19 protein-coding genes are annotated in these 20,510 nt (G+C 39.8%); 5 read left to right on the plus strand and 14 right to left on the minus strand.

The annotated features are described in order from the left end of the window. Positions 1–66 precede the first annotated feature (66 nt). A complete protein-coding gene (locus HC000_RS13245) occupies positions 67–1,023 on the plus strand; it encodes a TDT family transporter (RefSeq protein WP_179807888.1) in 957 nt (318 codons plus the stop codon). Between the two features lie 29 nt (positions 1,024–1,052). On the opposite strand, the gene HC000_RS13250 is transcribed toward HC000_RS13245, so the two are convergent. Beyond that, positions 1,053–1,223, minus strand: coding sequence for a DUF2986 domain-containing protein (locus HC000_RS13250; RefSeq protein WP_179807889.1), 171 nt, complete (start codon positions 1,221–1,223; stop codon positions 1,053–1,055). Positions 1,224–1,399: 176 nt separating this feature from the next. Between HC000_RS13250 and HC000_RS13255 the strand changes: the two genes are divergently transcribed. Then, on the plus strand, positions 1,400–2,893 hold the full coding sequence (locus tag HC000_RS13255; protein ID WP_179807890.1) for a dipeptidase: 1,494 nt from the start codon (positions 1,400–1,402) through the stop codon (positions 2,891–2,893). A gap of 62 nt (positions 2,894–2,955) precedes the next feature. On the opposite strand, the gene HC000_RS13260 is transcribed toward HC000_RS13255, so the two are convergent. The 6 genes from HC000_RS13260 to HC000_RS13285 all read right to left on the minus strand — a co-directional run bounded on the left by HC000_RS13260 (position 2,956) and on the right by HC000_RS13285 (position 7,779). Beyond that, a complete protein-coding gene (locus tag HC000_RS13260) occupies positions 2,956–3,384 on the minus strand; it encodes an OsmC family protein (RefSeq protein ID WP_179807904.1) in 429 nt (142 codons plus the stop codon). Between the two features lie 127 nt (positions 3,385–3,511). Continuing rightward, positions 3,512–3,613: a DUF2256 domain-containing protein gene (locus HC000_RS13265; RefSeq protein ID WP_346010173.1), complete on the minus strand. Its 102-nt coding sequence runs from the start codon at positions 3,611–3,613 to the stop codon at positions 3,512–3,514. Positions 3,614–3,635: 22 nt separating this feature from the next. Next, entirely contained in the window at positions 3,636–5,165 is a 1,530-nt protein-coding gene (locus HC000_RS13270; protein ID WP_179807891.1) for a deoxyribodipyrimidine photo-lyase, read from the minus strand. A gap of 310 nt (positions 5,166–5,475) precedes the next feature. After that, positions 5,476–6,315 carry a glutathione-dependent disulfide-bond oxidoreductase gene (yghU, locus tag HC000_RS13275; protein WP_179807892.1) on the minus strand — a complete coding sequence of 280 codons (840 nt, stop codon included), beginning with the start codon at positions 6,313–6,315 and terminating at the stop codon, positions 5,476–5,478. Positions 6,316–6,387: 72 nt separating this feature from the next. Then, positions 6,388–6,981, minus strand: coding sequence for a rhomboid family intramembrane serine protease (locus HC000_RS13280; RefSeq protein ID WP_058373885.1), 594 nt, complete (start codon positions 6,979–6,981; stop codon positions 6,388–6,390). 114 nt (positions 6,982–7,095) lie between these two features. Beyond that, positions 7,096–7,779, minus strand: a complete 684-nt coding sequence (locus HC000_RS13285; protein ID WP_179807893.1) for a type 1 glutamine amidotransferase domain-containing protein — start codon at positions 7,777–7,779, stop codon at positions 7,096–7,098. A gap of 143 nt (positions 7,780–7,922) precedes the next feature. Here HC000_RS13285 and HC000_RS13290 point away from each other — a divergent pair, with 143 nt between their 5' ends. Further along, positions 7,923–8,846, plus strand: a complete 924-nt coding sequence (locus HC000_RS13290) for a LysR family transcriptional regulator (RefSeq protein WP_179807894.1) — start codon at positions 7,923–7,925, stop codon at positions 8,844–8,846. 58 nt (positions 8,847–8,904) lie between these two features. On the opposite strand, the gene HC000_RS13295 is transcribed toward HC000_RS13290, so the two are convergent. From HC000_RS13295 to HC000_RS13320, 6 genes are all read right to left on the minus strand, one after another. Further along, positions 8,905–9,639 carry a dienelactone hydrolase family protein gene (locus tag HC000_RS13295; protein WP_179807895.1) on the minus strand — a complete coding sequence of 245 codons (735 nt, stop codon included), beginning with the start codon at positions 9,637–9,639 and terminating at the stop codon, positions 8,905–8,907. 59 nt (positions 9,640–9,698) lie between these two features. Beyond that, the gene (locus HC000_RS13300; RefSeq protein WP_179807896.1) at positions 9,699–10,940 is read right to left on the minus strand and encodes a glycerophosphodiester phosphodiesterase family protein; all 1,242 of its coding nucleotides are present in this window, start codon (positions 10,938–10,940) and stop codon (positions 9,699–9,701) included. 41 nt (positions 10,941–10,981) lie between these two features. Further along, on the minus strand, positions 10,982–11,836 hold the full coding sequence (locus HC000_RS13305) for a carboxylate/amino acid/amine transporter (protein ID WP_179807897.1): 855 nt from the start codon (positions 11,834–11,836) through the stop codon (positions 10,982–10,984). 93 nt (positions 11,837–11,929) lie between these two features. Further along, positions 11,930–13,357 (minus strand): amidohydrolase family protein, encoded by a 1,428-nt coding sequence (locus HC000_RS13310; RefSeq protein ID WP_179807898.1) that lies wholly within the window; start codon positions 13,355–13,357, stop codon positions 11,930–11,932. Between the two features lie 145 nt (positions 13,358–13,502). After that, positions 13,503–15,638, minus strand: coding sequence for a M3 family metallopeptidase (locus tag HC000_RS13315; RefSeq protein ID WP_179807899.1), 2,136 nt, complete (start codon positions 15,636–15,638; stop codon positions 13,503–13,505). Positions 15,639–15,816: 178 nt separating this feature from the next. Then, positions 15,817–16,065 (minus strand): hypothetical protein, encoded by a 249-nt coding sequence (locus tag HC000_RS13320; protein ID WP_179807900.1) that lies wholly within the window; start codon positions 16,063–16,065, stop codon positions 15,817–15,819. A gap of 189 nt (positions 16,066–16,254) precedes the next feature. Here HC000_RS13320 and HC000_RS13325 point away from each other — a divergent pair, with 189 nt between their 5' ends. Continuing rightward, positions 16,255–17,115 (plus strand): mechanosensitive ion channel domain-containing protein, encoded by an 861-nt coding sequence (locus tag HC000_RS13325; protein WP_179807901.1) that lies wholly within the window; start codon positions 16,255–16,257, stop codon positions 17,113–17,115. Between the two features lie 56 nt (positions 17,116–17,171). Here HC000_RS13325 and HC000_RS13330 read toward each other — a convergent pair whose 3' ends face one another. Then, positions 17,172–17,720: a DUF308 domain-containing protein gene (locus HC000_RS13330; RefSeq protein ID WP_058373876.1), complete on the minus strand. Its 549-nt coding sequence runs from the start codon at positions 17,718–17,720 to the stop codon at positions 17,172–17,174. Positions 17,721–18,119: 399 nt separating this feature from the next. Here HC000_RS13330 and HC000_RS13335 point away from each other — a divergent pair, with 399 nt between their 5' ends. Further along, positions 18,120–20,387 (plus strand): TonB-dependent receptor, encoded by a 2,268-nt coding sequence (locus tag HC000_RS13335; protein WP_179807902.1) that lies wholly within the window; start codon positions 18,120–18,122, stop codon positions 20,385–20,387. Positions 20,388–20,510 lie beyond the last annotated feature (123 nt).

The following is a 20,510-nucleotide window of genomic DNA, read 5'->3' on the forward strand; positions in this document are numbered from 1 at the left end:
ATTTAACTTAACGTAATGCAAGCCTATACTTCACCTAAATAAAGCAAAGTAATTTGGAATTGAATCATGTTTAATCGTATTAAAACAAAAGTAATGGCTGCCCCGACCCCAATGAGCGGATTAGCACTAGGTATTGCAAGCCTTGGTTGGGCATGGGAAAGCTTTATAAATTTTAATGGTTATAGCCAGTACGTTGGCGCTGCTTTGGCCAGTGTGCTGTTAGTACTATTAAGCATAAAATTTATATTACACCCTAATTTATTAAAAGCTGATTTAGCACATCCGGTAGTGGGCAGTGTAGTACCTACCTTTGCTATGGCTACCATGGTTGTTTCTAACTCTATAGGGCAGCTAAATGCGATTGCAGGAGATGCATTGTGGGTACTAGCCTTTTTGTTACACTTAAGCTTTTTTATTAGTTTTGTAGTGCATCGTGCTCGCGACTTTAAAATTGAGCATATGGTCCCTAGCTGGTTTGTACCACCTGTAGGTATTATTGTTGCCGATGTCGCATTTTCAGGTAACCCTGCATTGGCTTGGTTGGCAGAAGGTGCCCTTATTTTTGGCATGATAATATACGCCATCATGCTACCTATGATGATTTACCGTATAATATTTGCTAAACAAATACCCGATGCGGCTCAGCCAACCCTCGCTATTTTAGCTGCGCCGGCAAGCTTATCGTTAGCTGGGTATTTCACTATAGTAGCCAACCCATCACCAATAATTGTAGGCCTACTATTTGGGATAGCCGTATTGATGACATTTATTATTTATGTGGCTTTTTTTAAACTACTACGTCGTCCATTTTGCCCAGGGTACGCTGCTTTTACGTTTCCCATGGTAATTGGTGCAACCGCTTTATTTAAAATGTCTTCTTGGATGCTAATCAAACAAGTAGATACTCAATACATTGAGCAAATACATAACTTAGCGGTATTAGAGTTAATTATTGCTACAGCAGTAGTGGGTTATGTTGCTACCCGTTATCTGTGCCACTTCAGCCCTTTTAAAGCTAAATAAGCTGATTAAATAAGCGCTATTAATAGCGCTTATTCTTGTTCTAAATTTGCCTCAATAATTACTTGCTCTACTTCTTGCGCAGCAAGTTTTTCGCGCTCAGCTTTTGATACATAACCCGGTTTTTTGCTTTTATGTAATTTGGCATTGGTGCGCTTATCTTTCTTTTGAAATTTAGTAACTATTTTTTTGCGACGGTTCATTTTTAATACTCATAATTTTAAGGCGCGCATTATATAGCACCAAGTATAAAAGCAACTATATAAATATTTAACTTAATTGCACTGGTTGTTATGTGACTTTACCGCAAAGCGCTGTTTGTGTGAGGTGCACAAGGTTATAATTATGTTTCTTAGTGATTAATTAAATGGGAAATGTTTTGAAAAAGTTAGCGTTAGCCAGTGTTGCATTATTTGCCTTTAGTGCTCAAGCACAGTTAAATAAAAATATTGATAGTGTTGCCGATTATGCCGTAAATGCCTACCAAAGCGCACAGGTACATACACTAACCAATTTAGTATCATTTCCTACTGTGAATAAAAGCGATATTAGCGCACCACAAAATCCCGACTTTATTGGTTTTAAAGCCTTACTAAAAATGAAAGCGGCCGAGCTGGGTTTAGATTATCAGGATTTAGGCTACACAGTATTAATTGGACTTGGGGAGCAAAGCGATAAAGTAACCGTAGTAACACACGGCGACGTGCAACCAGCTAATGCAAGTAAGTGGCAGCAAAGCCCATTTATTATTGATACAACATCAGAGCCAGGGCGCTTAATTGGCCGCGGTACAGAGGACGATAAAGGCGCAATTGCCACCGCACTTTACGCCATGAAGGCCATTAAAGATAAAGGCATAACGCTTAATAACCGTATTGAGTTAATGATTTATTTGGCCGAGGAGTCTGACTGGGGCCCGCTTACTGAGTTTATGAAAACCTATGAGCAGCCAAAGTACGCAGTAACAATAGATGCGTCATACCCGGTAGTAGTGGCCGAAAAAGGTTGGAGTTTAATTGCACCAACGTTCAATGCTACCTCAGCAAAAACAGGTGTTTATGTTAGCGATGTTGCAGGTGGTGCATTTGTAAGCCAAATACCTGAAGACGCTAGCCTAGTACTGCATAATGCTGATGCTAAGTTACTTACTCAATTAAAAGCCAAAGCCAGTACGCTTAAGCAAGTAGAGTTTAGCTTTACTCAGCAAGACAATACTGCTGTCGCAATTACTGTAAAAGGCGTGTCGGCGCATTCATCAGAGCCAGAGTCGGGTGTTAATGCAATTGCTTATTTAGCCGAAATATTTAAAGGCCAAACGCTTGAAAATAACAGTGATGGGCAGTTAATTAACTTTGTAAATCAGCTGATTGGTTTAGATATTCATGGCAAACAGTTTGGCGATATTGCCTACAAACATGACTTTATGGGGCCAATGACAGTGGCGCCTACGGTGATAGAGCGAGAGGGAAATGCACTAACGCTTAGTGTAAATGCGCGCCGCCCTATGGGCAAAGAAGAGCTGAAGTTAAAGCAGCAAATAGACACTGCACTAGCAAAATGGCAAGCCACTAATAATGTAACACTAAGTGATGTTAAAACCATTATTGGTACGCCTATGCTACTTGATGGCGCGCCGCATGCGCAAAAATTACTTGATATTTTTAAGCATTTTACGGGTGATCAACAAGCCGGTTTTGTCTCTATTGGTGGCGGTACTAACGCTAAGTTGTTTGATAATGCGGTATCGTTTGGCCCATCAATGCCAGGTAAGCGTTACACTGGACACTCTGAGCATGAGTTTATTACCCTTAAGCAGCTTAAGCTTAACTTGCGCATGTACACCGCGATGATGATAGAACTAGGTAATATGTAACTAAACGCATGTAATATAGCGCCGCAAATAAATGCGGCGTTTTAATAATGTATTTACAATAGTTAGTGCAGCTCAGCCTTAAGTGATATTTCAGCATTCATTAGTTTAGAAATAGGGCAGCCTTTTTTGGTTTGCTCGCACAATGCTTGAAATTGCTCGTTTGCAATATCGGCAATTTTAGCACTAACCTCAAGCGCAATATGCGTAACAGTAAAACCATCGTCAACTTCATCCAAACTAACTACTGCTTTGGTATCAATGTTGTCGGCGGTAAATCCTGCTTCACCTAATGCTAGCGATAACGCCATACTAAAGCACGCACTGTGCGCCGCAGCTACTAATTCTTCGGGGTTTGAGCCGGGCTTATCTTCAAAGCGAGTATTAAATCCGTAGGGTTGATTATTAAGCGCGCCACTTTGCGTAGAAATACTGCCTTTACCTGTTTTAATATCACCAGACCATTTTGAGTTTGCAGATTTTTTAATTGTCATCATCTTCTCCTTATTGCATTGGCGGTAAGCTTTTCATGCTAGGTGAGAGTTATTTGCAAAAATAATCACAATATAGCTAAAAAGCGTTGTATTTATAAGGTTAGTGCAAGATGAGCGCCAGCTATTATTAGGTGTTGCACTTACAGCGCTTTGAGCAGTAAATAACATTGTCCCAGTCGCGCTGCCATTTTTTACGCCACGCGAAAGGTTTATTGCAAATGGGGCATATTTTCTAAGGTAAGCTTTGCTTTTTATGAGCCATCGTTAGTGGTTTTATTTTTTACTTTAGTTGTATTGCGGGTAACGCCAACGTGCTTTTTAAGAATACTCCCTATGGCGCGTTTAACATCTGCTCGCTCGCGGTACTGCCATAAACGTTCGCGCGCTGCTTTTGAGGCTGCGGTTAAGTTAAGCATGGGTTCGGGGTAATCCACTCCTAATTTAAAGTCGTTAAATAGCGCTTCCATTGGCGTTTGTTGCCAAGGTTGGTGTAAATATTCAATAGGGAGTTTTTCAAGTTCGGGGCACCACTTTTTAATAAACGCGCCTGTTGGATCTTGATCTTCCGACTGCTTTATTGGGTTGTAATGCCTAATGGTATTAATGCCAGTAACCGAGGCCTGCATTTGAATTTGCGGGTAGTGAATTCCAGGCTCAAAATCTAAAAAGTAATTAGCGAGAGGCAAGCTTGCTTGCTGCCAGCTTATATTTAAATGATGCGTTACAAAGCTCACTAACATGGCACGCATTCTAAAGTTTATATAACCGGTGGCTTTTAAACAGCGCATGCAAGCGTCAATAATTGGAATACCTGTTTGGCCTTGCGCCCAGCGTTCAATATCGCTTTTTACGTTTTCGTCATCGCGATACGGAAATACGTGATACCCCGGATTAAGGGCTAAAAACTCCATAGAACATTCGCTCTCAAACTTTTGCATAAAGTGGCAGTGCCAATGCAAGCGCGATACAAATGCAGCAAGCGGGCGCTTCCAGCCTCTTTTATCAGGATGCTTTGAATGGTATTCATCAACGGCCATTTGATACACTTGCCTAAGGCTAATGTTCCCCCAGGCTAAATAGGGCGAAAGCCGAGAGCAATGAGTTTGGCTTAAACTTGGGCTCGATATTCCTTTTTGATAACCCTTGCCACGCTCGGCAAAAAAGCTCTGCATTACAGTGCGCGCTTGCAGCGGGCCACCTTGTTGAAAGCTGTCGTGATCTTGCGTATAAGCGCTTGGCAGCTCAGGTGTTTGGTAGTTATTGAGTGTAATTGTTTTTAAACTCTTCCAATTAGGAACAGCAATAGGTGCCTGCATTGTTTGTTGCCAGCGCTCATTCCAATTGTTACGATTTTTTTTGCCGCGAATAACAGCGCCTGTTTGCGATTCTTGCCAGTTAATATGATTATGCTGACACCAGGCTTTAATAGCTTTATCGCGCTCAAAGGTGTTGTTTAAACCTATTTCTTGATGGCTAAATACATTCACTATTTCAAACTGCGCTTTTAACGACTCAAGTAGCTCACCCATGTTTAAATTAAATATATAAACGTAGCTATTAAAACGAGCTAGTTGCTTGTTTAACTCAACTATAGATTGATATACAAAGCGCCAATGCCGCTTATTGTAGTGTGCATCTTCAAGTAGTAATGGCTCAAAGTTATAAAGTAGTAGGGTAGGTAAGCCGTTACTAAATGCATTTTTTAGAGGCTGATGATCGCTAAGGCGTAAATCGCGTTTAAACCACACTATGTTTATTTTTTTGCTTAAATCGTTTTGCATAAAATACTAACCCTAAAAACGAGCTAGCCTCATTATTAATTACTCACTCCATTACGTAATAAATAATAAATACGATTAGTTTGCGCTATGTAATATAACCTATTCTCCGAATAATAAACTTATCTCAAGCAGCTATTTTCAGCGCTAACTGCGTTGAATTTTCTTGCAATAGGCCGGTTATTGATGCGTAAATCAGCCTGTTTTAATTGAAAACCTCTGGCTAGGAAAATAAATTAAATATAACTATGCTCCAAGGTAGGCTGAATTAAACCCCTTCATAATTATTTATATAAAGGGGAAGGCGATTTGATTAAAAGTCGTTACTACTGTGGCGCTCTGCTAGTTGTTCTTCTTCAGGTCCCCATGTGCGGTTAACGCGACGACCACGTTTTACGCCAGGGCGCTCAGAAATTTGTTTAGCCCAACGTACAACATGAGTGTATGAGGCAACATCTAAAAATTCAGCTGCATCATAAATATCGCCAAGCACTAAAGAGCCATACCAAGGCCAAATTGCGATATCGGCAATTGAGTACTCATCTCCTGCCATATATTCGTTTGCACTTAAATGGCGGTTTAACACGTCAAGCTGGCGCTTGGTTTCCATGGTGAAACGATCAATAGGATATTGCATTTTAGTGGGGGCGTAGCTATAAAAATGACCAAACCCGCCACCTAAATAGGGCGCTGAGCCCATTTGCCAAAATAGCCAGTTACGACATTCTGTTTTAGCTTTTAAATCTTTAGGTATAAGCACATCAAACTTTTCTGCTAAGTATTGCAGTATAGAGCCCGATTCAAAAATACGCGTTGGCGGCGTGGTTGAATGATCCATTAATGCTGGAATTTTTGAATTTGGATTAATATCAACAAAGTCAGAGCCGAACTGATCACCATCACCAATATTTATTAAATATGCGTCGTATTCTGCATCGGTTAAACCCAGCTCTAGTAGCTCTTCAAACATAATCGCGGCTTTTTGACCATTTGGTGTAGCAAGCGAATAAAGTTGGAATGTATGTTTGCCTATTGGTAAGGTTTTGTCATGAGTTGCGCCGGCAATGGGGCGATTAATGCTGGCAAATTTACCGCCACTCTCACTCTCCCATGTCCAAACTTTGGGTGGGGTGTATTGATTTTGATCACTCATAAAAATAACCTCTGTTTAAATGAAATACATATAAAAAATATATGTATTAATAAGTGTCGCCATTAAAGTAAATTAAAGGCGAGTTTTTTGACTTTTAAGCTTGTCGGCTTTTGCTAGTTTATAACCTAAAAACAATCCGCTTAGGGCCCCAAATAAGTGGCTTTCAAACGAAATATGTAAGCGCTGTGGTAGTACACCCCAAACAAACCCGCTGTAAAGTAGCGCAACGACAACAGCAATAACAATGGATTTAAATGAACGTCTTATTACGCCATAGCAAAGTATAAATCCCCACAGCCCATATATAACGCCACTTAAACCAACATGAATATTACTACGACCAAATGCCCATACTAAAAAGCCACCTACTAATGCGGTAAAAATAAATACGCTATAAAAACGCTTAACGCTGTATTGGCAAATCAACCAACTTAAAACTACAAAAGGCAGCATGTTACTAGCAAAGTGCCACCAACTGCCATGTAAAAATGGCGCGCACAGTATGCCAATTAAGCCATTAATACTGCGCGGATAAATGCCAAAACCATTAAGATTAATGCCAGGTAAGCTATTAATTAGCTGTAAAAAAAAGCAAATTGTAACAATACTAAAAATGGCGAAGCGTTTACTTGTTAGTAATGACCGTGTGGTTGGCTTGGTTGCCATATAATCGTCCTAGTTGAGCTTAATAGTTGCCAGTATAGGAATTGTATTTGCTAATGCAAAGCAATTAAAAAAGCACAGCATTAAATGCTGTGCTTTTTTACTTATAAATCGCTATTAACCTAGTTTGGTTAGTAGCTTTTTAGCAGCAAGTTCTGAGCTTGCTGGGTTTTGACCAGTAATTACTAGGCCATCTTCGAGTACAAGTACACCCCAGTCATCTGTTTTTTGATAGTCGCCGCCTTTTTTAATTAGTTCGTCTTCAACTAAAAATGGCACTATGTCGGTAAGTTGTACCGCAGCTTCTTCGCTGTTAGTAAAACCAGTTACTTTTTTACCAGCAACCAGTGCGTTGCCATCGGCATCTTTAGTATTTAAAAATACGGCACTGGCATGACAAACAGCCGCTACTGGCTTTTGCTCTTTAATAAAGCTTTCAATAAGTGCAATAGAGTCGGTGTTTTCTACTAAGTCCCATAATGGGCCGTGGCCGCCTGGGTAAAATACCGCGTCAAAATCTGTCGAATTTACTTCGCTAAGCACTTTGGTGTTGGCCATTAATGTTTGTGCGGCGCTGTCTGCGTCGTAGCGTTTAGTTGCATCAGTTTGAAAATCAGCAAGAGTACTTGTAGGGTCTATCGGCGGCTGGCCGCCATTTGGCGATGCAAGAGTGACTTCAACGCCTGCATCTCTAAATGTGTAATAAGGGGCTGCGAATTCTTCTACCCAAAAACCTGTCTTTTCACCTGTGTTACCCAATTCTGCATGCGAGGTTAAAACCATAAGTATTTTTTTAGCCATTAGAATATTCCTTTTGATGATTTAAATTAGTTAACTTTGCTACCAACTACTATATGCACTAACAATACTTTAAACAACGATGATAAATTTAACTTTATTGGTTTAATAATTGATACAATAATGCAGTAAATTTAGGAGATGTTATGAAAGTGTCGTTTGAGCAGTTGAAAAGTATGGTGGTGTTTGCACAAATTGTAGAGCAGGGTAGTTTAACCGCTGCGGCTAAGCAGTTAGGCTTAACGCGTGCGGTGGCAAGTTACCATTTAAAAAAATTAGAAACCCAACTTGAAATTACCCTACTAAATCGCTCAACACGCACTATGGCATTAACCGAGGCGGGAGTGGCGTATTACGAGCGCTGCAGAATAATTACTGAGCAAGCCAATGCGGCAAATCTACAAATAGAAAATATAAAAAGTGAGCCTCAGGGGCTGCTCAAAATTAGTTGTCCGGTAAATGTAGGAATGCAATTAATAGTGCCTGCTATTAATAACTTTAAACGCCAATACCCCAAAATTAACATAGACCTACAACTTAGCGATGATGTGGTTGATATTATAAAACATGGGTTTGATTTTGCCATTCGTGGGGTGGCGCTAAGTGACTCTAATTTACAAGCAACTAAACTCACAACAATGAGTACCTGTATTTGTGGCTCGCCAGATTACTTTGCTCATTTTGGCAAACCTAAAAATCCTGTGGAGTTAGCTCAGCATCAATGGGTGGTGTATCAATTGGGTAGTAAAACGTTAACCCTTTCAAAAGAAGGGAAAAAACACGATATTATAATGCAAGGCGGTTTAAGTACCAATAACGCCGCTGCCCGTACTGCTTTTGTTGAAGCCGGGCATGGCATAGGCCGTATTCCGCTGTACGATGCGTGGCCTAAAGTGCAAGCAGGGTTGCTAGAAATTATATTAGATGATTACAAAAGCAAAGATATTGAGCTTTATGGAGTGTTTCCGCCAGGAGCGGCAGGGTCTAAAAAACTGCGGCTATTTATAGATTACTTAAAAGCCTACTTTGTAAAACAGCATACCGCTTTAGGCATGCTAAAAAATATTTAACATGAACTCTGGTTAAGGGATTTATTATCCAGAGTTTAGGTTAATTTAAACAGCCAATTTATAAAGTGCGGTTAAATAATGCCACAGCTTGTTGATACATACTTATTGCAAGCGCTGCGTCGTATCGCTCACCTTCGTCGCGCATAAAAGCATGTTGTGCGTTTACTTCTAGCCATTGGTAATTAATGCCAGTGCTTACGCATTGCTGGTATATTTTAGTGCGCCCTTCTTGTGGCACATGTGGATCTTGTTTCCCCCATATAAAGTGAATTTCGCCTTGTATATCTGCCATACGTTCAAATGAATTATTACCTGCTTTTGCTGGTAATGTGTTGCTGTGAATATCGGTTGCGTATAAACAAAATGCGGCTTTAATCTCAGGGTTTAATGCGGCTCTATATGCTAAATGCCCGCCAATACACACACCCATTACACCAAGCGTACCTGTGCAATAGTTTTGTTGTTTTACAAAGTCGATCATAGCTTGGGTATCGCTATCGTGATGCTCTAAAGGTTTAGCCCATTTATCGGCATTACCTTTGTCTTTACCTGCGTCGTCGTAAGCGAGCACAGTGCCAATAGGATTTAACTCATGAAATACTTCAGGTACTAATACTACAAAGCCATGGCTTGCTAAAATAGCAGCGCTGCGGGCAATAGGGGCGGTTTGTTGAAAAATTTCAGAGTAAAAAATAAGTGTAGGAAACACCCCTTGCGCTTGAGGGCGGTAAATAGTGGTTCGCATTAACCCTGTAGGGGTAGGCAAGTCGGCGTTATGTTGCTGGATGATCATAATTGCGCTCAGTTATATAAATTTATATGGTAACTGAGCGCGATAAAATATACGACTAGTTAAAGGCTAGCAGGCATTTTATTGCAGCTTGCGTAGTAGCTAACGGTTGCTGGCCAATCGGAAAATATCGCCATTACGCCAACATCTTGCGCAAGTACATCGACTACTTTCATCATGTCGCCATCGTTATTTATTACATCAGCAATCGATTGATAGTAATAGCCACCACCTTGGTTAAGTGGACCCGAGCGCTCAAGGCTCCATGCAATAAGCTCTAAGCCCGCAGCTTTAGCGGCAATTGCGTATTGTGATGGCACAATATTGCTTTCGTTATCTATTTTTAACATCATCCAAATAGGCGGGGCTAAAATTTTCACCTCATTAGCAACCAGTTCATCCATGCTAGGTTGCCATGTTTGTGGATTACTAGGATCGAACCCAGCATCGCTATCGCGCCCGTCAAGATAGACACTTTGATCAGCAAAATCAGGATTGTTGTTTATCCAATATTTTACGTCATCAAGATTAAATGATTGCGGGTATACTCGCGACGCCGGTATATCCATTTGAGTGTATTCATCTAACATTTTTTGCGCGTATTGCTCTTGCGTCATGCCTTTAAAAGGCATGCTAACTTCTGGTGATTTAAGCTCAGGGGTCATTTTTACCCCGAGTGCTTTAAATAACGCAATACTTTGTTTATGCGTCATTAATGTGCCATTAGTTGCGTATAAGTCGGTGCGCCAATTAGGTGTGCCCTGCATATACTGCTCAGCAGTAGTTGCGTGAATGTTTGCACCATCCATTTTGCCTTTAAGGGTTAAAAACTCGCTCAAGCTAATGTCGCTAGTACAGCACTTTGCAGAGGCGGTTACTGCGTTTTCAGCGTCGGCGGGGATAAATGGTTCGCTGCATTTAGCCGCTAATTCAGGAATGGCTAAAATATTGGTTGTGGTGTGTAAATCGCATTGTGAATGGCGACATACAAGTTCATTATCGTTTGTAAATGTAACATCGCACTCTACAACACCCGCGCCCATTCTTGCAGCAGCAGTGTAGGCTTCTTTAGTGTGCTCAGGGTACTGCATAGACGCACCGCGATGCCCAATTGAAAAGTCGGTGCGATAAAAAGGGCCTTCACTACACGATTCTAATTGTGCTTTTAAATCACCAGCGTCCATATCGTTAATTAAATAATAAGGACGCGTACCCAGTTGAGCATTTTGTTCGTTAATTAGGGTATTGCTACAGCCAGTAATAATAAAAATAAAACCGGCGACTAAAATTATTTTACCGAGCATTTAAAACAACTTTAAATTATTAAGATGCTGTAAGTGTAGCGCTATTTTATGGCACTTTTATTAAAGTATTGATTCACCAATAATGCAGCTAAAATAATTCCTGCACCAATAGTTAACCTGAATAAATCGGCATCTCTGTTCCAAATAAGCACATTAACAATAATACCAGCAGGGATCAGTAAGTTATTCATTACCGCCAGTGCCCCCACATTGACTAAGGTAGCCCCTTTGTTCCAAACAAAATAACCAAACCCAGACGCTACTACTCCTAAATAAATAAGCACGCTCCATTGAGTTGTGGTTGTTGGTAGTTTATCGGTATTACCAAACAGCATGTAGCACACTAAAGCAACGCATAAAGCGCCGATAAAAAACCAACCGAACACCGATTTGTGCTCAAGGGTACTGTTACTCATTAAGCGTTTATAGGCCACTTGGCCAATGGCAAAACACAGGTTAGCCGCTTGGACTAATAATAAGCCAAGCACAAAGTCGCTACTTATACCTTCATACCTAATGGCTACCGCGCCGCCAATAGCAATAATAGCAACAATAAAAAAGCGAGGGTTAAAGTGTTTTTCTAAAGCATCGTTTAGTAGGGTGATATAAAGCGGGGTCATCACTGTAAATAGTAGTACTTCAGGCACGCTTAAATATAAAAATGAGTGATAGTAAAAGCTGTACATAGCACCAAGTTGCACTGCACCAATAAGCATTAATTTTAACGCCAGTGGCTTAGGGGTATGTTTAACCTTTAAAAATGGTAAAAAAACTAATGCAGCGAGTGCAATGCGGATTAACACACTAAACCATGCATCAACTTGGCCTGCTAAATATACACCAATTAAGCTAAACGAGAACGCCCATAATAGGGTGACAGCAAACAAGTAAGCCATGGTTTTTATAACTCCAAATAAAACAACGAGTTTAACCTAGATAATAATAAAGAGTAATAGTCCACTTGATAAAACAAGTGGACTAAAAAGTAACTATTGTGAACTTACAAATTGCTTGGCTTGTAATTTTAAATGCTCTAGCGCTTTTTTATTGTAGTAGCGGTTATGGCTAATAACGCCTTGCAGTGATTGCGTGTTACGAATATTAACTAGTGGATTGCGCGCTAAAATAATAATATCTGCCACTTTACCCACCTCTAAACTGGTAAATTGCTGCGTTTTACCTAAAAAGTTAGGCCCAGCTATTGTGGCACTTTGTAGTGTTTGTAACGGGGTTAGCCCGTAATCACTAAAAATAGCGAGCTCTTGATGCAACGACAACCCCGGATAAATATAAGAGTTTAAAAAACCGGCGTCGGTACCGGCAATAATTGATACGCCAGCTTGCTGCACCCAAGGGAGTAATTTTGCTGTTTTTATAAAACGCTCTTTGCGTTGTGTTATTTGCTCAGGGGTATCTTTATTTGCGCGATCAACTCGCCATTGGTAGGTAGCTTTTAATCCTTTGCCTAAATAATTTAGGTACTCGTCTTGCTGGTGGTTGTTTTCATCAATGTAGGCAGTAATTTGGCCGCCAATTAAGGTAGGTACAACAGCGGTATTGTTTTTTGCGAGCATACGATATTTTTGCATTGCTGTGGCTTTATCAACATGCTCAGCAATAATTGGCAGTGCACTGGAGTAGCTCAGTAAACCTGATTTTACCTTAGCAGAAATTTCTTGTTCGTTATCGGCTGCGGCTTTTAGCATGTAGGTCATATGTTCAATCGCATCAAGCCCTGCGTTTGACACATCGGTTACCGAAAGCGAAAAAGGAATATGCCCCGAAATTTGGTAACCGCGCTTTTTAACCTCTTTTACTGCTTGTAAGTATAATTGTGGCGTTAAAGCGCTGTCGGTAATTTTAATAAAATCGACATTCATGGCCTCAAGTTTATCAATGGCTGCGTGCATTTCTGCGCTAGTTTCTACTTCTAAGTCGCCAGGCCAAATAGAGTTTTTACCTTCGAGCTTTGGCCCTGAGGTATAAATAGTAGGGCCAATTAATGTGCCTTGATTAATTGGCTCGCGCCATTGCAATACCGACTCACTTAAATCAGCGGCCGCATCGCGCACTGTGGTTATGCCATAGGCTAAATATAACGGCAGTAATTGTTTGTTTTCTGTTATTAGTTGCTCGCCGCCGCCAAAGTGTACATGCATATCCCAAAGTCCAGGCATTACATATTGACCACTTGCATCAATTTGACTTGTGGCGCTGTAACGTAAATTTAGCTCATTGCCGCCACGGGCTACAATAGTAGAATTGTTGATAACAATGGATTGATTAGCCGTAATTTGCCCTGTCATCATATTAATTACATTGGCGTGATTAATAATAATGTCGGCTTGTTGTTTTTGAGTTACTTGGTTACAAGCAGCTAAAATAAGCGTGATGGGGAGTATTAATATGCGTTTCATAGCGGCACCTGAATTTTTTATTCAGATTAACATAGTTGTTTAAAGTGGTATTTTCTTTGAGTTAAAAGGGTATAAAAGTGGGTTAAGTTAATGGCAATAAAAAAGCCCGCAAGCGGGCTTTTAAAGGTGTTAATTAGTTAACTAATTAGTCTACTAAACCACGGCGCTTAAGAAGTGCGTCGGTAGTTGGTTTTTGACCTCTAAATTCAATGTAGCTTTGCATTAAGTCGCGGCTATTGCCTTTAGATAGGATTTCTTTACGGAACTTATCGCCATTTTTGCGCGTTAAGCCACCGTTGTTTTCCATATGGGCAAAGGCGTCGGCTGCAAATACTTCGGTCCAAAGGTACGCGTAGTAACCTGCAGAGTAACCACCGGCAAAAGTGTGGCTAAAGTAGTTTGATTTATAACGCGGTGGAACAGGGTAGTAAGCAATACCATGTTTTTCTAGCGCGCTTTGTTCAAACTCTTCTACATCAGCTATTTTTTTATCAGAACCAAATGAATGCCATTCCATATCAAGCAATGCCGCAGCTAAGTACTCAGTAGTACCAAAGCCTTGGTTGAATTTTTGTGATTCTAACATTTTGTTAAGCAGGTCTTGTGGAATTGGCTCACCTGTTTTGTAGTGCTTAGCGTAGTTAGCTAATACAGTCGGTTCAATCATCCAATCTTCGTTTGCTTGAGAAGGAAACTCAACAAAGTCACGTGCTGTTGCTGTACCTGCTAGGCTTGGGTACTTAACATCTGAGAATAAACCATGCGCCGCATGACCAAATTCATGGAACAAAGTAGATACTTCGTCAAAGGTTAATAATGTAGGCTGACCTGCTGCTGGTTTTGGAATGTTTTGCGCGTTGTAGATAACAGGTTTAGTGTTTTTTAAACCACTTTGCCCTACGTATGCACTCATCCAAGCACCGCCACGCTTACCTTCACGTGCGTATGGGTCCATGTAAAATAAACCAATTGCACTGCCATCAGCATTAAATACTTCAAAGGTAGTTACATCTTCGTGGTAAACCGGCAGATCTTTACGTTCTTTAAAGGTAATACCGTATAGTTTTTCCATAGCGAAGAATAAACCATTATGAATTACCGATTGTAATTCAAAGTAAGGTTTAACTAGGGCTGGATCTAGGTTGTACTTTTCTGCACGTACTTTTTCAGCGTAAAAAGCCCAATCCCACGGTTTAAGTTCAAAACTTTCGCCAGAATCGTTAATTACTTTTTGAATTGCTGCTGCTTCAACTTTTGCTTTTTCAACTGCTTTTGGTGCAAGATCATCTAAAATGCCGTAAACATTTTCAGTGGTTTGCGCCATACGCGAAGTCATTACATAAGAAGCCCAATCTTTATAGCCTAAAAGCTCTGCTTTTTGAGCGCGTAGGTTGGTTTCTTTAATAATAATAGGGCCGTTAGTTTTAGCCGCACGCTTAGTTGAAGCTTTAAACACTTGCTCGCGTAAGTCACGGTTTTCTAGGCTACTTAAAATTGGCTGTTGCGTGGTGTTTACTAAAGTGATCATGTAACCGGTTTTGCCCGCTTTTTTAGCTGCATCGGCTAGACTGGCAATTTCGCCTTCAGAAAGACCGGCTAATTTGCTTTTATCGGTAACAACAATTACGTCTTCTTTAAACGATTTTAACACGTTTTGCGAAAATGCCGTCGAAAGCTTAGCAAGCTCAGAGTTAATTTCACGCATTTTTGCTTTTTCAGCGTCGTTTAATTTGGCACCCGCTTTAACAAACTGTTTGTAATAAAAGTCAACAAGACGCTGATCTTCAGCATTTAGTTTGCTTTTATTGTCGTAAATAGTTTGTACGCGTTTAAATAATGCACCATTTAAGTAAATATCGTCTGAATGCGCTGAAAGTACAGGCGCCATTTTCTCATCGATACGTTGATATTCACTGTCAGAAATTAATCCTGATAAGTTATAAAACGCAGTAGATACGCGATCTAATAACTCACCCGAAAGCTCCATTTCAACTAACGTATTTTTAAATGTAGCTGGGGCAGGGTTGTTAGCAATTGCTAATACTTGTGCTTTATGCTGAGCAATACCGGCATCGAAAGCAGCTTCGTAATCTTTAGTAGAGAACTTATTAAATTCTGGTGCCATATATTGTAATGGGCTTGATTTGAACAATACATTGTCTGCATTAATGTTTTGCACTTGTGTAGCGCTCTCTTTTGCCATGTTGTTTGAATCGTTTGATGTACAGGCAGATAATACTAAAACACTAGCAATAGTAGTGGCGATCAATGTTTTACGCATAGTAACTCCATAAAAATATTAGCCGAAATAGGCTGTGCGAGTCGAAAAACACAGTTAACTTATCAAATTTAGAGTTATATACAATCATGTTTATCGGTATTAAGCGGGATTTAAACGCAAATTAGCGAATAATAGAGGTAAAGGTGGGTAAAAGTAGCTCTAAATATAAACGTTTGAGCTACTTAGTTAAGTAAATAAGCAGAAAATGTATCCCAATTTTAATTGTAACCAGTACAAATTTTTTATCAGAGCTAAAGTTTACCGGCTGCTGCTGGCCAAATTCTTGATTAATAGTGGCTAGTGCTTGTTCTTGTTGAGCGAGTAAAGATAAAATTTTATTACGGTATTCGAGGCTAGTTTCAAATAAATTAAGGTCAACCTGCGGCTGCAAGGTTGCTAGTTTTTGAGCTAAAGTTAGTTGCGTCATAATGTTATCTCCAGTGCAAGTACACTATTTATATAGCACTAAGTACCATAAAAGGTTAGTTGATTGTATAAATTGATTTTATCCCTCTAATATTATGACGTGCTAAACTTAGCGAACACTGAACCAGTTTTACTTTTATTTTAGACACACGTTTATAGCGCGGTATCTTCTTACTTATTTGGAAAATAAATGACATTAGAACAACTAAATCAAATGCTTGCTTTTGTACTTTTTAGTTACAACGATGTGCAAATTACAGTGGTAAAGATAATTCAGATCCCATTGATATTATTTACTATGTGGTTTGTAGTTACACGTATTGGTAAGTTAATAAAAAAATCATTACTTAAACGTAAAATGAACCCTGATGCGGTGCTATTGTTTACGCGAATTTATTTTATTTTAAGTATCGCAATTTTAATTTTTACCTCTTTAGAGGTGTTAAATATACCGCTTACCGCTTTTGCTTTTGTGTCGGGTGCTATTGCGATAGGCGTTGGTTTTGGTGCGCAAAATATCATTAATAACTTTATTAGTGGTTGGATATTAATGTGGGAGCGGCCAATTCGTATTGGTGATTTTTTAGAAGTGGGCAATGCCAAGGGCGTAGTTGAAACTATAAACACTCGCTCTACCCGTATTCGCCGTAACGATGGCGTACATATGCTTGTACCAAACAGCCAATTATTAGAAAATACAGTAACTAATTGGACGCTAATTGATCGTAATGCACGCACCTCGGTTAATGTGGGTGTAATGTATGGCTCAGATGTTGAATTAGTTGAAAAGCTGATGCAACAAGTGCTTGCAGATCATCCGGCAATATTACCCACCTTACCAAAGGCGGTGTTGTTAGATGATTTTGCAGAAAGCGCCATGATGTTTAGCGCTTATTTTTGGGTGTATGCAGAGTCTGAAACGATGTTGCGACAAGTTCGTAGCGATATTCGTTTTAGTCTTTATAAGCAGTTTAAATTAAATAATATTAAAATTGCCTTACCACAACGTATTATTCATATTGATGATAAAAAATTAAATACGCCACTGTAATTAGCACCCATTAAATATAAAAAGTGGCTTAGCATTTAGGTGCTAAGCCAGTTTAATTAGTGGCTTTGATTTAATTTTTTTAACTTAAGCGCTAAACCAACTATAAGCGCGCCAAATACTATAGCGTATGCAGCAACTAACCAAAGCAAGGTTAAAATGCCAGCACCAGGGTTAAATACTAAGTACAGTCCAAATATTATAGAAATAAAACCACTAATAATTAAAATCCATTCGTTACTAATTTCATTACGTAACTTTTGAGCTAAAAATATTTCTACTACACCAATTGCAATAGCCCACGCAGCAACATAGTAAAGTAACAATAAGGCGGTAAGGTTTGGTGCAAGTAAAGTGACAAAAGCGGCAATAATGCTAAGTAAGCCACCAACTAATAATAGCATCCAAAAGGGATTCGATTTTTTTGATGCTATGGCAACCCAAACTCTTAATATGCCATCAAACAAAAAGTAGCCAGCAAAAACTAATAACATAACTTGCAACGATGCCTCAGGTGCAAACCAGGTTATTAAGCCAAACAGTATGGCTATAACACCACGAAGTAAAAGTACCGCCCAGTTTTTGGTGAGCGTATTAGTAAGATTCATTTTAATCCTTAAGTAAATAGTATGAGCGCCCAGATAAGGTAGCTATTGTTATTCGCAGGGTCAAACAAATTTAATATAAAACCCGAAAGCCCTAGTGTATATTTTTGATTTGAAACAGGTCAGATGTCCGCTGTTTTGCTTTTTTAAAAGGTTTATTTTTAATTATTTTAAGAGATGTATTTTTTTGCACAAATTGTTTTTTTTATGTTTCTTTTATGCAGTAAAAGAGCGTCAGGGTGTTATAATATTAACCACTCATTCAGCCTCTTTAATTCGTTTTGCACTCTCGAGAAAGAGGTCCGCGTAGCGTATCGCGAAAAATTGCCTGAGTCCGCTATTGTAAGTGGCGCAACACATCAACCGTTGAACAAGAGTGCACTAAAAAGGTTAATCCCCGACATGAAAGCAATGAAAAGATCTACGTTAGCAACCCTAGTAAATGCAGCGTTACTCTCTGCCGTAGCAGGCACTTCATTTTCTACTATTGCTGCTGAGCAAGCGCCAGCGGTAAAGAAAAATCAATTAGAAGTAATTCAAGTTACTGCTCGTAAACGTGTAGAAAATGCACAAGAAGTACCAGTAGCTGTTTCTGCTCTGCAAGGCGATAGCTTGGATGCTTACAGCTCTGCTGGTATGGATATTCGTTTTATGAATGCGAAAATCCCAAGTTTATCAATTGAGTCTTCATTTGGTCGTTCATTCCCACGCTTTTATGTACGTGGTTTAGGTAATACAGATTTCGATTTAAACGCATCACAACCGGTATCATTGGTTGTAGATGAAGTAGTACAAGAAAACGCTATTTTAAAAGGCTTTCCAGTATTTGACGTTTCACGTGTAGAAGTACTACGTGGACCACAAGGTACTTTGTTTGGTCGTAACACGCCTGCGGGCCTTGTTAAATTTGACTCAGTAAAACCAAGCCAAGAATTTGAAGGTTACGGCTCGGTATCTTACGGTAGCCGTGGCGCTGTAGATTTTGAAGGTGCGGTAGGCGGTGGTTTAACTGACCGTTTATCAACGCGTGTATCTGTACTTTGGCAAGATAAAGACGATTACATTGATAATCGTGCTCCAGGGTTTGAACAAAAAGACGCGCTAGGCGGCTACACAGATAAAGCAGCCCGTATTCAGTTTTTATACGAAGGCGATGACTTCACTGGTTTATTTAACTACCACGTACGCGATATGGACGGTAAGCCAATTGCCTTTTTCGCAAACTCAATTAAACCTGGCACTAACGATTTAGTTGATGATTTTAAAAACGACGTGGTTTACCACGATGCGGCGTCACGTGCGACGCAGCAAGTTGAATCAGAAGGTGCGAGCTTAAAACTTGAGTGGGATTTTAATAACCACACATTAACCTCTATTTCGGCGTGGGAAAGTGCAGAAATATATTCTCGTGCAGACATTGACGGTGGTTATGGCGGGTATAAAGTTGATAATAAACCAGCACCCATGGGGCCAGGCTCTATCCCATCTTCTTCAGAAAGTGCCGATGGTATTCCAGACCACGATCAATACACTCAAGAACTGCGCTTATCAAGCAACTTTGCTGGCGACGTCAACTACCAAGTAGGTGTGTTTTACTTTGATGAAGCGCTGACAATTGAAAATTTCAGCTATGATACGTCTTCATCACCTGCGGGCAATCAAACCGGTTATGTACTGCAGCAACAAGACACTAAAGCATGGGCAGTATTTGGCTCAGTTGACTACACTATTTCTGATGATTTAAAAGTAACAGCAGGCCTGCGTTATTCAGACGACGAAAAAGATTTTTCAGCAGATCGTATAGTTGGTGCTTCAATACCACCTGTTAAACTTAATGTTAGCGATGATCATATTAGCTGGGATATTTCAACAAGCTATAAAGTAAATGACGATGTAAACTGGTACACACGTATTGCAAATAGCTTCCGTGCACCAAGTATACAAGGGCGTGTTTTATTCGAAAGTGATGCCACTACCGCAGATACTGAAACTGTAACATCGTACGAAACAGGTATTAAATCAGACGTATTGGACGGCCAAGGCCGTGTTAACGCCACTATTTTTTACTACACAATGAATGACCAACAGTTAACCGCTGTAGGTGGTGATAATAACTCTAACCGCTTACTTAATGCTGATAAAACTACAGGTTATGGTTTTGAGCTTGATTCTGAGTGGGTGTTAAGTGATGAGCTAAATGCTACATTTAACTTAAGTTATAACAAAACTGAGCTTAAAGATGAAACGCTTAGCATAGCTGCTCCAAGTCGTTCATCATTGACAATTACTAACCCAGTAGTAAATGGTAAAGTATTACTCGACGGTAACAGCTTACCGCATGCTCCAGAGTGGATTTCTAACTTCACATTACGCTATACCAAAGAGCTAGCTGATGGTGAATTCTTTGCTTATGGTGACGTTTCTTATCGTAGCAAAATTAACTTTTTCTTATATGAATCGGTTGAGTTTGAAGGTAAGCCGCTTGTTGAAACTGGCTTACGTGCCGGTTACGCATGGGCAGATGGCGACTATGAATACCAAGTGTCAGCATTTGTGCGTAACTTATTTGACGAGCAACAATCTATTGGTGGCGTAGACTTCAACAATAATACTGTAATGGTTAATGAAGAGCGTTACGTTGGTGTAGAGTTTAAAGTTAACTTCTTTTAAGCTTAAACACTAATAGCAAAAATACTACAAAGCCCGCTTTTATAGCTAACACCACTCGTTTAAGAACGAGTGGTGTTTTTTCGTTTATACCTAACCGGATATTTTTGTGTCTTTGCGAGCACC

The sequence above is a fragment of the Pseudoalteromonas sp. MIP2626 genome (assembly GCF_013414205.1).
Lineage (GTDB): Bacteria > Pseudomonadota > Gammaproteobacteria > Enterobacterales > Alteromonadaceae > Pseudoalteromonas > Pseudoalteromonas nigrifaciens.

Bases quoted from the DNA above. Each gene is read 5' to 3' on its own strand.
- HC000_RS13245 (WP_179807888.1), top strand. From the start codon at position 67: ATGTTTAATCGTATTAAAACAAAAGTAATGGCTGCCCCGACCCCAATG.
- HC000_RS13250 (WP_179807889.1), bottom strand. From the start codon at position 1,223: ATGAACCGTCGCAAAAAAATAGTTACTAAATTTCAAAAGAAAGATAAG.
- HC000_RS13260 (WP_179807904.1), bottom strand. From the start codon at position 3,384: ATGACAATTAAAAAATCTGCAAACTCAAAATGGTCTGGTGATATTAAA.
- HC000_RS13270 (WP_179807891.1), bottom strand. From the start codon at position 5,165: ATGCAAAACGATTTAAGCAAAAAAATAAACATAGTGTGGTTTAAACGC.
- yghU (WP_179807892.1), bottom strand. From the start codon at position 6,315: ATGAGTGATCAAAATCAATACACCCCACCCAAAGTTTGGACATGGGAG.
- HC000_RS13280 (WP_058373885.1), bottom strand. From the start codon at position 6,981: ATGGCAACCAAGCCAACCACACGGTCATTACTAACAAGTAAACGCTTC.
- HC000_RS13285 (WP_179807893.1), bottom strand. From the start codon at position 7,779: ATGGCTAAAAAAATACTTATGGTTTTAACCTCGCATGCAGAATTGGGT.
- HC000_RS13290 (WP_179807894.1), top strand. From the start codon at position 7,923: ATGAAAGTGTCGTTTGAGCAGTTGAAAAGTATGGTGGTGTTTGCACAA.
- HC000_RS13295 (WP_179807895.1), bottom strand. From the start codon at position 9,639: ATGATCATCCAGCAACATAACGCCGACTTGCCTACCCCTACAGGGTTA.
- HC000_RS13300 (WP_179807896.1), bottom strand. From the start codon at position 10,940: ATGCTCGGTAAAATAATTTTAGTCGCCGGTTTTATTTTTATTATTACT.
- HC000_RS13305 (WP_179807897.1), bottom strand. From the start codon at position 11,836: ATGGCTTACTTGTTTGCTGTCACCCTATTATGGGCGTTCTCGTTTAGC.
- HC000_RS13310 (WP_179807898.1), bottom strand. From the start codon at position 13,357: ATGAAACGCATATTAATACTCCCCATCACGCTTATTTTAGCTGCTTGT.
- HC000_RS13315 (WP_179807899.1), bottom strand. From the start codon at position 15,638: ATGCGTAAAACATTGATCGCCACTACTATTGCTAGTGTTTTAGTATTA.
- HC000_RS13320 (WP_179807900.1), bottom strand. From the start codon at position 16,065: ATGACGCAACTAACTTTAGCTCAAAAACTAGCAACCTTGCAGCCGCAG.
- HC000_RS13325 (WP_179807901.1), top strand. From the start codon at position 16,255: ATGACATTAGAACAACTAAATCAAATGCTTGCTTTTGTACTTTTTAGT.
- HC000_RS13330 (WP_058373876.1), bottom strand. From the start codon at position 17,720: ATGAATCTTACTAATACGCTCACCAAAAACTGGGCGGTACTTTTACTT.
- HC000_RS13335 (WP_179807902.1), top strand. From the start codon at position 18,120: ATGAAAGCAATGAAAAGATCTACGTTAGCAACCCTAGTAAATGCAGCG.